Genomic DNA, 12,752 nt, shown 5'->3' with positions numbered 1-12,752 from the left:
ACTAATTTACTTATTTTTAAGTCTTTAAACTGTTATATTAGACCAGAATCAGAAATTTAAAAAATACAATAGACAAAAAAAAATCAATGGTCATGGAAAAGTGTGAAGCAGTTATACAAAGTTTCTATAAAGTGTAGGTTTGGGCAAAAACTGTTCATTGAAACCTAAAGTAAAGATATGTTAAAAATAACCATAATTATGTAAATAAAATTCTACTACACCGAATTGCTTGTACAAACAAAATGGGAAGGGTCATTAAATGGACGATAAACTCCAAAATCTAAAAGTCATGGTGATTGATGATTCAAAAACCATTCGTCGTACAGCTGAAACTTTATTACAGCGTGAAGGCTATGAAGTGGTCACTGCCGTCGACGGTTTTGAAGCATTATCTAAAATTGCCGATGCAAATCCGGATATCGTTTTTGTTGACATCATGATGCCACGTCTAGATGGCTATCAAACCTGCGCATTAATTAAAAACTCGCAAAACTACCAGAATATTCCAGTCATCATGCTGTCCAGTAAAGATGGTCTGTTCGATCAGGCCAAAGGCCGCGTGGTGGGTTCAGATGAATATTTAACCAAACCTTTTAGTAAAGATGAGCTTTTAAACGCGATTCGTAATCACGTAAGCGCATAACTCGGGGAATATAAAGATGGCACGTATTTTAATTGTAGATGATTCTCCAACAGAAACATTCCGCTTCAAAGAAATTCTGACTAAGCATGGTTTTGAAGTGCTTGAAGCAGCCAATGGTGCAGACGGAGTGACCATGGCACAGGCCGAGCTTCCTGACTTGGTGCTGATGGATGTGGTGATGCCGGGTGTAAACGGTTTCCAGGCGACCCGTCAAATTGCCCGTGGGGATACCACCAAGCATATTCCAATTGTGATCGTGAGTACCAAAGACCAAGCCACTGACCGCGTTTGGGGGAAACGTCAGGGTGCCAGCGATTATCTGACTAAACCTGTAGATGAACAACAATTAATAGATGTTATTAATCAACACCTGAATGCAGGATAACTTATGGCCGCAAATGGATTTATCGAATTACTTCGGTTGTCTAAACGGGGAAATAAAAACTACGTTACAACTGAAAATGAAGTAAACCGATGGTCTGGCATTGCGTTTGAGATGATGGGGCAATATTTCGTTGCCCCGTTGGGGGAAGTCACTGAGGTTATCTATCCGCCAAAATATACGCCGGTACCTAACACCCAGAACTGGGTGATGGGACTGGCCAATATCCGGGGCCGATTACTCTCAGTTTCAGACTTGGCACATTATGTTTCTGGACATAGCAGTGCTTATTCACCGACTCAAAAAGTGATGTGTATTAGTCATCAAGACCATTATGTCGGTTTGGTTGTAGATCAAGTTTTGGGAATCCAACACTTTAATAAGAAAAGTTTCTTTTCTAAACACAATGATTTAGATAGTAATTTACAAGAATATTGTCAGGGGTATTTCCACCAGCATAACCAGCAATGGCATATTTTCTTATTTAGTCGTTTATTGCAAAACCCAAAATTTATGAACGCATCTATAAAATTTATAAATTAACTATCGCGTACGCATATATAAAGGCGAAAATCGGGGAGAAGCTGCATGGGCTTTAAACTTAAAAAGAAAAACTCAGGCGATGGAACCAACCGCAAAAGCGGTTCGGCATCAGTCGCAAAATTATAGACGCAAATTGACCAGTTTGCGCGTGTATTCGGTGATACCAATAAATCAAAGCCACTTATTTTCATTGCCGCAGTTGCGCTGTTGGTCTCGATTATCAGTCTTTTGTCTTTATTCTATAGCGTACCGCGTACCAACCAGTTAACCCAGAGTCTGGGTGAATTGCGTTTGTTATCGCAGACCATTTCACGTCAGGCCACTGAAGCCACTGCTTCAGGCACCAAAGAATCGATCCAGAAGCTGACCCAGTCACAACAAAGCTTTAAAGACAACCTGGAAACGGTAAAAGATATTGGCAGTAACTCGGCCGAGCTGCAAAAAGTCGAAGCCGACTGGGCCAAAGTTTCTCAGAATATTGATGCGATCAGCTCGCAACAGGCCATTATTAGCAAACTGTATGACACCAACATCGCGATCAGTGAAACCATTCCGGGGATTCAGGCCGAATATAACCTGATGGTTGACCAGATGGCACGTCAGGACATGCCAAGTAGCCAGGTGGTTATTGCCAAGAACCAGGTGTTTATTGCAGAACGTATCCTGCGTTCAATCAGCTCGGTATTAACCGGTTCAGAAAACTCGCGTGAATCTGCTGATGACTTCAGTGCCGATACCGAAACATTCGGTGCTTACTTAAATGCCCAGCTGAACGGTAGTGCAGAGCTCGGTGTACAGCGTATTGCTGACCCAGGCCTACGTGAAGCTTTAGAAGGCATCCAGTTTGAATATGATGACGTTTTAAAATCTGCATCGGCAACGGTATTAAATAACTCGGCGCAGATTGTACGTGTACGTCAGGCTGCATCGGACATTTTCAGTCAGTCAGATGAGCTGTTAAACCAGTTAAACAAATTATCCAGCGGTGCAGGCCCGGCAGTCATTATTCCGGCCGTACTGTTAATTGCCAGCTTATTGGTCTTCCTGGTACTGGTATTCAAATTACTGACGTTACGTGGTCAATCCGATAAACAACGTGTAACCCGTCTGCAAGACGAATATGACCGTAACCAGAACGCGATTTTACGTTTACTGGATGAAATTGCCGACCTGGCGGATGGTGACTTGCGTTCATACGCGACCGTATCGGAAGACTTTACCGGTGCGATTGCCGACTCGATTAACTTCGCAATTGACCAGTTACGTGACCTGGTATCGCGTATTCATGAAACTTCTCACGAAGTAGCGCGTTATACCGCCAATACTCAGGAAATTACCAACCAGCTGGCCGAAGCATCTGAACACCAGGCGCAGGAAATTGCCGGTGCATCTGCCGCGATTAACGAAATGGCGATGTCGATTGACCAGGTATCTGCCAACGCCGAAGAATCTGCAGCGGTTGCGGAACGTTCAGTACAAATTGCATCGAATGGTGCGGAAGTTGTAAACCGTTCAATTCAGGGTATGGATATCATTCGTGAGCAGATTCAGGAAACCTCGAAACGTATTAAACGTCTGGGTGAATCTTCGCAGGAAATTGGTAACATCGTTGCCCTGATTAACGATATTGCCGACCAGACTAACATTCTGGCCTTAAACGCAGCAATTCAGGCGTCGATGGCCGGTGAAGCAGGTCGTGGTTTCGCGGTCGTAGCCGACGAAGTACAGCGTCTTGCGGAACGTTCAGCATCTGCAACCAAGCAGATTGAAACCCTGGTTAAAACCATTCAGACCGATACCAACGAAGCGGTAATTTCGATGGAACAAACCACCTCTGAGGTTGTTCGTGGTGCGAACTTGACCAAGGATGCCGGTGTGGCACTGGATGAAATTCAGACTGTATCGAATAACCTGGCGAAACTGATTGCCAACATTTCTGACGCTGCGAAACTGCAGTCGGCTTCGGCGGGTCATATTGCGACCACGATGAACGTCGTACAGGAAATTACCTCGCAAACCACAACAGCAACCTTCGATACGGCACGTTCGGTTTCTGAACTGGCCAGCATGGCAGAATCATTACGTGAATCTGTAACCGACTTTAAACTTCCGGACTAAGGAAGCCACAGAGAGCTTCTTTCGGGAAGCTCTCTGTTTTACACAGATCAAGCCAAGCATCGACAAGATCAGCTTAACTTCAGGGTTAGGTTACACGTGATGGTTACAATTAAGTTTGAGTGCCGCTGGGCGCTGAAAACATAAGAAGCCTTAGCTATGAAAGAAATATTAAAAAATTTAGTTGAAACGACTGCGCTTCCTGAAGATAGTTATCTTGATCAAGATGCAGAAATTCTAGAAATTTTTGTTGAAGAAATTGAAGAAATCTTCGTTGAGCTAAAAGACCTGTTGGCTCAATGGGCCACGCAGCCTAACGATCAGGAAACGCTAACCACCATTCGCCGTCATTTTCATACCTTAAAAGGTTCGGGACGTATGGTTGGGGCCAAGTCGGCAGGGGAGCTGGCCTGGACGGTTGAAGATACCTTAAACCGGGTCATTTCCGGTAGCCTGACCCTGTCAGCGCAGGTGCAGCAGTTTGCAACCGCGGTGGCGAACGTCTTTGAATACAAACTTTATCCAAGCTTTAAACATGCCCAGCCGATGGCACTGGACCTGCGTCCATTGGTGCTATTAGGACAACAACTACAACAAAATTTAAGTCCTGAACCGGCCTTAGAAGAACTTCTACAACTGGCGAGCAGCCTAACATCCAGCGACAGTATTACTGGTCTGGAGTTTGATACAGCAAGCACTGATGAGCAGGTTGCTGTAGACACCGAGCTGGCTGTGGCTGATAGTATTGAAGAAGATCCGTTAGCGGCTGAAACACTGGCCATCTTTATTGAAGAAGCGGAAGAACACCTGTTAACAGTGGATCGCTTCCTGGCACATGATGAGCTGAAAACTCAAGATTACAATGGCCTGATTCGTGCCCTGCATACCTTGCGCGGCAGTTCATCCATGGCACACATCGAGCAGATTTTTGATGCCAGCTCCAAGGTCGAAAACCTGTTCAAGACCCTGTTGCAGGATGAAATTGAATCGACCTCTAAAGAAACCGCACTGTTATTGCAATATGCTGAATTTGTGCGGGATTATCTGCATCTGTTGCCGCAGAATGACAGTGCCGGCATGGACCGGATTTATCAGACTTTCAATACTGCATGGCAGAACTATGGCTTTAGCCTGGAAGATGTCGATGAGTCAGTGAATCCGCAAGGTTTGGTATCCAAGCTGATTGAACTGAATATTGATCAGTTACTCGATGCCGAGTTCGAATTTGACCAGCGTGCGCAGGCTGAATATCCGGAATATATCCAGACCCTGAGCCATCAGGCGAAGCTGCTGGTAGAGCGTACCGATAACCGCGCCTCTCAGGGTATTCATGATTTTACCCAGGAATTACAACTGGCCTATGCGGCCTTGCTGGACAAGCCAAGCCTGCTGCATAGCGATTATGCCTTTGAATTATTTGGACAGGCGCATCAGGAATTTATCCATCTGTTTGATACCCTGGCTGCCGGACAACGCGTCAGCTTAAGCGAAGATGCCCAGCAGATCATCAATAACCTGAGTGCCTTTGTACAGCAGGATATTGAAGCGCTAAGCTCAGAAACTGGCACCACAGAAGCTGTCACCGAAACGGCTGAAGCCGGTGCAGGGCTGAATCTGGCCGTATTGTCACAGCGTCTGGAAGCTGACCGTCAATACATGGACAGCGCTGAAGCCAATAAGGACTTTGACTCAGACCTGCTGGATATTTTCCTGGAAGAAGCCGAAGAGTTACTCGCGGGTATTGACCAGGATGTTAACAGCTGGAGCCAAGACTCGAGCAATACTGCTGCGCTGAACAATCTGATGCGCCATCTGCATACCTTAAAAGGTGGCGCCAACATGATTGCAGCCAGCCATATCGGTCTGATTGCGCACCATTTAGAAACCATTTATGAGCGCATCATTAACCGTCAAATGAATGCATCAACCGCATTGATTCAGATTATCCGTTTGGTTCAGGACAATATTGCGGACCGTATCCAGACCATCCGTGAACAGCAGGTCGATTATCCGGCGCAAGAATCACTGGCGATTCTGGAAAATATTAGCGAACTGGCCCAAGGTCAACTGGTTGAAGCTGAATCGCTGGCAGTGGCGGCTGAAGCAACCTCTAGCGCAGATGTACAACAGTCTGATGCATCTGCACTTGAGTTTGAACTGGAACAGCCAGCACCTGCAGAAACCGCCTATACTGCGCCTGAAGATGAGCAGCCAGACACCAGCAGCGAACCGGTACTGGAAGATGCACCGACCCTGGCTGAGCAAACCATCCCTACAGATGCGGTATCTACTACTGAAAATGACGGTGAAGACAATCTGCATTCGATTGTGGAAGAAACCTTCCTGGAAGAGGCTGAAGAGCTGCTCGACACCACGGAAAGCCTGTTAAAGCAGTGGTTTGACCATCGTAGTGACCGGAGCATTTTGCTGCAGTTACAACGTGCGGCGCACAGCCTGAAAGGCGGCGCGCGTATGGCTGAAATCGAGCCGGTGGCCGTGATTGCTTATCAGCTGGAAAATACCTTTGAACAGTTCGCGGTGCATCAGTTTAATTCCAATGCTTATGATGCCTTGCTCAACACCACTGTGGCCTGGTTAAAAGAAGCCATCTTCCAGCGCGATTACAGCAATTTTGACAGCCTGAAAGCCAGCCTGGAGTCGATTGAATACGTCAATGCAACGGCGCAGTTGCCAGAACGCTTTAATACCGCCGATTTGCTGGCGCCAAGCAAAACCTTCGAATTTGTGCAGGGTGATGGTGCCGAGCCGCCATCCATGCAGGGTGAATGGAGCGAAACCGCACAGCTGGATAACAGCAATGAGATGATCCGTATTTCGGCTGATCTGGTTGAGAAGATGATTGACCTGTCGGGTGAAAACGCGATTAACCGCTCGCGAATCGAGATGGAGCTGGGTCAGCTGGGCGGTACCCTGAATGAAATGGAACTGGCGATTAAACGTCTGGCCGATCAGTTACGCCGAATGGAAGGCGAGCTGGAAAGCCAGATTATTGCCAAACATGGCGATGAACATTCACGCTATACCGACTTCGACCCGCTGGAGATGGACCAGTATTCATCCTTGAACCAGCTGTCGAAATCGTTGGCAGAATCGGCGTCGGACTTGGTGGACTTTAAGACCACGCTGGCGGACAAGATTCGTGATGCTGAAGGTCTGTTACTGCAACAGTCGCGGATTCAGGCAGAAATTCAGGAAAGCCTGATGCGCACCCGTCTGGTACCGTTCTCGCGCATGTTGCCACGTTTACAGCGGATTGTGCGTCAGACTTCATCGACCTTAAACCGTCCTGCCGAGCTGGTGGTACACAATACCGAAGGCGAGCTGGACCGGACTATTCTGGAACGCCTGATTTCACCATTTGAACACATGCTGCGTAATGCGGTGGACCATGGTCTGGAAGATACCGCTGTACGTAAACAGGCTGCGAAGCCGGAAGTGGGCCAGATTGCGCTGAACATTGGCCGTCAGGGTACCGATGTACTGATTAGCTTTACCGATGATGGTAAGGGGATTGATGAAACCAAAATTCACGCCAAAGCCCTGAGCCTTGGCCTGATTCAGCCAGAGCAGCAGCTGGACAAGAAAGAAATCCTGCAGCTGATTTTCCATCCGGGCTTTAGTACCGCACAAGCCGTGACCCAAATTTCGGGTCGTGGCGTCGGTCTGGACGTGGTGCAAAGCGAAATTAAAGCGCTAGGTGGCCATGTCGAGGTCGATTCTGAACTCGGTAAAGGCACTACTTTCAGTATTCGCGTACCGACCACAGTGGCGGTATCCGATGCCTTGATGGTAAAAGTTGGCGATCAGCAGTTCGCAATTCCATTGGCGCAAATTGACCGTATTGTACGAATTTCACCTTCTGCGCTGGAAAGTTACTTCAGCAGCAAAGATGACTACTTCAAGATTGATCAGCAAAACTATAAGTTGCGCTATCTGTCCGAGTTTGTTGCCAATCAGCCATTGCCGCGTTTAAGCAATATCGCGCATTCATTGCCGGTGCTGCTGATTAAAGGCAATACTGGTCAGACCATTGCCTTACTGGTCGATCAGCTGATTGGTTCACGTGGCCAGATTGTGATGAAACCGATTGGGCAGCAGTTCTCCAGCGTGGGTTCGATTGCCGGCGCGACCATTCTCGGTGATGGTCAGGTCTGTCTGATTCTGGATGGTCAGAATATTGCCCGTCAGATTCAGGCAACCCAGCGCATCAAGCATGTGATGGAGCCGCGTGAAGTACAGCGTCGTGATACCCGTCGTCTGGTGATGATTGTGGATGACTCGGTGACCGTACGTAAGGTCACGTCACGTCTGCTCGAACGTCAGGGCTTTGATGTGGTCACGGCCAAAGACGGTGTCGATGCGATTGAGCAGCTGGAAAATGTTAAACCGGATCTGATGCTGCTGGATATTGAAATGCCGCGTATGGATGGCTTTGAGGTGACCAACCTGGTACGCCACCATGACATCCATCGTGACTTGCCAATTATCATGATTACCTCGCGTACCGGTGAAAAACACCGCGAACGTGCCTTTAGCTTGGGGGTAACGCACTATATGGGTAAACCGTTCCAGGAAGCAGAATTGCTTGCCAATATTGAAAACATTTTGCATAGCAGTGAGGCTAAAGCATGAGTCAAAGCAACAGCACCAGCAAAATCGACCAGATTAGCCAGCAGGAACTGCAACATCTGATTACCGTTTCGACCGGTTTTATTGATGCCTATATTGTGGAATGTCATGATCAGGAAGATATGCTGATTCCGCAGAATATTGTCCTGTCAGCGCTGGACAGTTCTACCGCAGTCGATCATGTCGAGTGGCATGATCTAAAACTGCCGGTGTACCGTGTTACCCATCCAGAGCAAAATCAGGGCGTTGCCTTGGTGATTGAAGGTGATGAAATTGACCAGCGCTTTGCCCTGATGTGCAATGCCATGCCAAAAACCATCCGTCTGCGTATTTCGGAAGTGGTCGATGATGAGCGTGAAGGCCAGCATCCGGCGGTATTCCAGTATGTACGTATGGGTGAGCAGGTATTCCATGTCCCGAATCTGGTGTATATTCAGGCCAGTCTGGGTTTGAATAGCTAATTTAACAGTCAGCAACAGACACAAAAAAAGGAACTCCGCGGAGTTCCTTTTTTATACAACAGCAAGAAATTAAGTCAGTAAACCTTCAAGAATCTGCTCATAAATTTCAGCCAGTGGCTCTAAATCATCAATATTCACGTGTTCATTGATCTGGTGAATGGTCGCGTTCAGCACACCGAGTTCCAGCACTTGTGCACCGGTTGGCGCGATAAAGCGGCCATCTGAGGTACCCCCCGAAGTAGACAGTTCAGTCTCAACACCAGTCACATTGCGAATCGCATTTTTGGCGGCATTGACCAGTTCACCGACTGGGGTCAGGAATGGTAAACCGGACAGTGTCCATTGAATGTCATAGTTCAGTTGATGACGGTCCAGAATTTCCAGTACCCGGGCTTTGAGCTGCTCAGCAGTCACTTCAGTCGAGTAACGGAAGTTAAAGGTCACGGTCATGGTGCCCGGTACCACGTTGGTTGCACCGGTACCGGCCTGAATATTCGACACCTGGAAAGAGGTGGCCGGGAAGTATTCGTTGCCATTGTCCCAAACGGTTTCGCACAGTTCAGCCAGCGCTTTAGAGGCAGTATGAATCGGGTTAATTGCCAGATGTGGATAAGCCACATGGCCCTGTTTGCCTTTCACGGTTAATACCGCATTTAATGAACCACGACGGCCATTTTTGACAATATCACCCAGACGATGGGTGCTTGATGGTTCACCGACCAGACACCAGTCCATTTTTTCATTACGTGCTTCCAGGGTTTCAACCACCTTTACGGTACCGTTAATGGATGGACCTTCTTCATCTGAGGTAATTAAGAACGCAATTGAGCCTTTATGATCTGGATGTTTGGCCACAAAGCGTTCTGAAGCCACCACCATGGCTGCCAATGCCGTTTTCATATCGGCACTACCGCGGCCATAGAGCTTGCCATCACGAATTTCTGGAGCAAACGGGTCAGAATGCCAGGCATCTAAACTACCGGTAGGGACCACATCGGTATGACCGGCAAAACAGAACACCGGGCCTTCTGTGCCTTTACGCGCCCAAAGATTATCGACATCTTCAAAACGCATTGATTCAATATTAAAGCCAATCTTTTTTAAGCGTTCCGCCATGATGTCTTGGCAGTTATGATCAACAGGTGTTACGGAAGGTTGACGTAATAACTGTAAGCTGAGCTCGAGCGTATCTGAGTGGTTCATGGCTTTGGAATCATGCAAAAAATTTGCCCCTATAATAGGGGAATCATGCCGAGAAGGGGAGTTTTTAATATAAAAAAACCTTATCAGGAGATAAGGTTTTTGCCGGGAATTTGCATTGAAATTTGATTATTGACGGATTTCATCCTGAGTTTTTTCAGCCGTATTACTTACCGCATTACCTGCTGAAGAGACATCTTCACCTAGACCTTTTACTGTATTACAACCAGTCAGAACAAACATCATTAGTAATGAAGTCGCTAGAATTTTTTTCATCATCATCTCCGTATCATTAAGCATAAATTATTCTGATGTGAAAATTAGAGTAAGAAATATACAGCCAAAAAAATATAGTGCTTTGATTGTGGTTGAGTAATTAAATGTTGTTCAAAGATAGGCTTTTAGTCCAATAGTGCTGATAACAGGCATCCATCAGCACCGGGTTACGATACATATAAAATGCAGACTGGTCCTGATTCAGATATAAGCCATTGCTCCAGAATGCGTTGGCTGAACTGCTTGGACTGGCATGTGGGCAAATCCATTCATGCCGTTGCAGTCGGTAAAAATCCTGATGATTTTTCGGCAAATGCTGGCCCCAGGTGCCAATTCTGCGCTCGGGATTGACCCAGTCAGGAAGAGCCTGTGCAGTGGTATGTTCAGGCAGATACAGCTGGCCTTTTAACACGGCAAAGCGCTGTTGAATGGTGTGACCTTGCGCCTGCTGAAACTGAAACTGCTTTTGGGTAAAGTGGGTTAACTTGCGCAATAAGGTGTCGCTGCGGTTCAGCCCATACCAGTAGGGTAGGCTCAAATCACGTTCGGCCAGATAATATTTGAGTGCTACTTCCCAATGTTCAACTTGCTGGTGATTATGGTTTAGCAGCAGAAAATCGAGTTCGCCCGTGGTGCGTGGTCCATCAATTATCTGAATACTATGCCCGAGCAATTCATAAGGATGATAGTCACGCTCGGTCAGCCAGAACCAGAGCAGCATTTCAAACCGCAGCCCTAGCCGGGTACTTTTGAGCTGGCTTAAAAAATCTTCCAGTGCAGCCGGATGCTGGTCTAAATGCTTCAGCCGGCTTTGATAATGATCAAAGTGCTGCAACCAGCAGTCTGTGGGATGAAAATCAAAGCCATAACGCTGCTCCAGTGCTGGTGGCAGCTGCTGTAAAATGTTGGGACTGGCCACGCTAAAGGCCAGTTGCCGCACCAGCGGATTGCGGAAATTTAACCAGGGTTCAGCAGAAATATCAGTAAAGGTGTTAGGCGACATCAGTAAATCCATGGTTAAACAGCAGAATTACAACGAAGAAAAGTTTAAAAACGCTTTATACTAGCGCAATTCGACGGGTAGGGTTGCGGTATGAGAGTATTGTTTTGGCGAAGTTTGGTGGTGATTTTTGTCATCCTCGGCTTCATTGGTGCAGTGTTGCCCGGTATGCCAACAACAGTCTTTCTGATTTTAGCGGCCTGGGCCGCGTCCAAAGGCTGGCCGCAAATGGATGCCTGGTTGCTGAACCATCCCAAATATGGCCAGACCTTAAGAGACTGGCGTGCCAATGGCACCGTACCGCGTAAAGCCAAATGGTTTGCCACCATCATGATGCTGATCAGTGCCTGCATCATGTTACTTACCACGGCTCCGCTGGCCGTCAAAATTTTTACCAACCTGACCATGTTTGTGGTAGCAATCTGGTTATGGCTACGTCCTGAACCTGTTGTTGTCACTCCACCAAAGGTAAAGCAAGAATGATCTATCCTCTACATGCTGCGGATATTCTGGTCGATTTATCTGAGCAGACCTTATATCTGCCAAAACACAATAAACTGTATGTGGTGTCTACCGGTGAAAAGGGCATTGGTGAAGCGGAAAATAGTGGCAAAACCCCGCGTGGCTGGCATCAGGTGGCCCTCAAGTTTGGTGCAGATGCGCCGGAAAATACCGTGTTTATTGCCCGTCAGCCGACGGGTGAAATTTATGATGATGAGCTGGCTGAACAGTTTCCTGAACGTGACTGGATTTTGTCCCGTATTTTATGGCTATCAGGGCTGGAGGATGGTTTTAACCAGGGCGCTGGCTGTGACACCTTTAAACGTTATATTTATTTGCATGGCACGCCAGATACCGAACCGATGGGCATTCCCAAGTCACATGGCTGTATCCGGATGCGCAATCGCGACATTATTGAGCTGTTCGAGCTGATTCCTGAACAGGCATTGGTGTATCTGTCTGAAGAGCGGCTGGATTTTAGCCCCTTGGCCATTGAACCACAGCCATAAGACTTAAGCCTGAATTTTGCTGGCATTTTTTACAGATAAAAAATAAAAATGTGCAGGCGAGCAGGGGGGTAATTGCAAGAAATTTCTTCTATTCCCTAGTGGGCTAAAAATAAAATTTTTTGAATAAAGTCAAATAACATACAGAATTTGTTTGTTTTTCTAGCGAATCACTTATTTTTTAATCACTCAGTCATAAAAAAGTGAAAACTGGCAGAAAAGCGTTTGACAGGCGGTAAAGATTCTCTATAATGCACCTCACAAACGATGAAGACGTTAAGGGCGCTTAGCTCAGTTGGTAGAGCGTCTGCCTTACAAGCAGAATGTCGGCGGTTCGATCCCGTCAGCGCCCACCAAGCCTTTACGTTAAAGATTCTTACGTGCAGCGGTAGTTCAGTTGGTTAGAATACCGGCCTGTCACGCCGGGGGTCGCGGGTTCGAGCCCCGTCCGCTGCGCCACTTAAGCTTCTTTAAT

General features: G+C 47.1%; 10 protein-coding genes, 2 tRNA genes and 1 pseudogene. 10 read left to right on the top strand and 3 right to left on the bottom strand.

All coding sequences use genetic code 11. From position 1 onward, the window contains the following. Positions 1-259 precede the first annotated feature (259 nt). The 6 genes and pseudogenes from pilG to F905_RS08210 all read left to right on the top strand — a co-directional run bounded on the left by pilG (position 260) and on the right by F905_RS08210 (position 8,794). Entirely contained in the window at positions 260-643 is a 384-nt protein-coding gene (gene pilG, locus F905_RS08235; protein ID WP_005179541.1) for a twitching motility response regulator PilG, read from the top strand. A gap of 16 nt (positions 644-659) precedes the next feature. Next, entirely contained in the window at positions 660-1,028 is a 369-nt protein-coding gene (locus F905_RS08230; protein WP_005179539.1) for a response regulator, read from the top strand. A 3-nt stretch (positions 1,029-1,031) separates the two neighbouring features. Continuing rightward, a complete protein-coding gene (locus F905_RS08225; protein ID WP_005179538.1) occupies positions 1,032-1,568 on the top strand; it encodes a chemotaxis protein CheW in 537 nt (178 codons plus the stop codon). Positions 1,569-1,613: 45 nt separating this feature from the next. Then, positions 1,614-3,686: pseudogene (locus F905_RS08220) on the top strand (methyl-accepting chemotaxis protein). A 156-nt stretch (positions 3,687-3,842) separates the two neighbouring features. Next, positions 3,843-8,336 (top strand): hybrid sensor histidine kinase/response regulator, encoded by a 4,494-nt coding sequence (locus F905_RS08215; protein WP_005179536.1) that lies wholly within the window; start codon positions 3,843-3,845, stop codon positions 8,334-8,336. After that, positions 8,333-8,794: a hypothetical protein gene (locus tag F905_RS08210; RefSeq protein ID WP_005179535.1), complete on the top strand. Its 462-nt coding sequence runs from the start codon at positions 8,333-8,335 to the stop codon at positions 8,792-8,794. The genes F905_RS08215 and F905_RS08210 overlap by 4 nt, the downstream gene beginning before the upstream one ends. A gap of 69 nt (positions 8,795-8,863) precedes the next feature. Here the strand turns inward: F905_RS08210 and dapE are convergent, their stop codons facing one another. The 3 genes from dapE to F905_RS08195 all read right to left on the bottom strand — a co-directional run bounded on the left by dapE (position 8,864) and on the right by F905_RS08195 (position 11,273). Further along, on the bottom strand, positions 8,864-9,997 hold the full coding sequence (dapE, locus tag F905_RS08205; RefSeq protein WP_005179534.1) for a succinyl-diaminopimelate desuccinylase: 1,134 nt from the start codon (positions 9,995-9,997) through the stop codon (positions 8,864-8,866). 126 nt (positions 9,998-10,123) lie between these two features. Continuing rightward, positions 10,124-10,270: an entericidin A/B family lipoprotein gene (locus F905_RS08200; RefSeq protein ID WP_005179532.1), complete on the bottom strand. Its 147-nt coding sequence runs from the start codon at positions 10,268-10,270 to the stop codon at positions 10,124-10,126. Positions 10,271-10,370: 100 nt separating this feature from the next. Next, positions 10,371-11,273, bottom strand: coding sequence for a DUF1853 family protein (locus F905_RS08195; protein WP_005179530.1), 903 nt, complete (start codon positions 11,271-11,273; stop codon positions 10,371-10,373). A 90-nt stretch (positions 11,274-11,363) separates the two neighbouring features. On the opposite strand from F905_RS08195, the gene F905_RS08190 reads away from it, so the two are divergent. The 4 genes from F905_RS08190 to F905_RS08175 all read left to right on the top strand — a co-directional run bounded on the left by F905_RS08190 (position 11,364) and on the right by F905_RS08175 (position 12,736). Then, a complete protein-coding gene (locus F905_RS08190) occupies positions 11,364-11,753 on the top strand; it encodes a YbaN family protein (protein ID WP_005179527.1) in 390 nt (129 codons plus the stop codon). After that, positions 11,750-12,280: a cell wall-recycling L,D-carboxypeptidase ElsL gene (elsL, locus tag F905_RS08185; protein WP_005179524.1), complete on the top strand. Its 531-nt coding sequence runs from the start codon at positions 11,750-11,752 to the stop codon at positions 12,278-12,280. The genes F905_RS08190 and elsL overlap by 4 nt, the downstream gene beginning before the upstream one ends. 277 nt (positions 12,281-12,557) lie before the next feature. Beyond that, positions 12,558-12,633 (top strand) — tRNA-Val (locus F905_RS08180). Positions 12,634-12,659: 26 nt separating this feature from the next. Beyond that, a tRNA-Asp gene (locus tag F905_RS08175) sits at positions 12,660-12,736 on the top strand. Positions 12,737-12,752 lie beyond the last annotated feature (16 nt).

Origin of the sequence: Acinetobacter sp. CIP 53.82, assembly GCF_000369465.1 — a bacterium.
Taxonomy (GTDB): Bacteria; Pseudomonadota; Gammaproteobacteria; order Pseudomonadales; family Moraxellaceae; genus Acinetobacter; species Acinetobacter indicus.
Note: the sequence above shows the minus strand (reverse complement) of the source record. Positions and strands in the feature narration are given on the sequence as shown.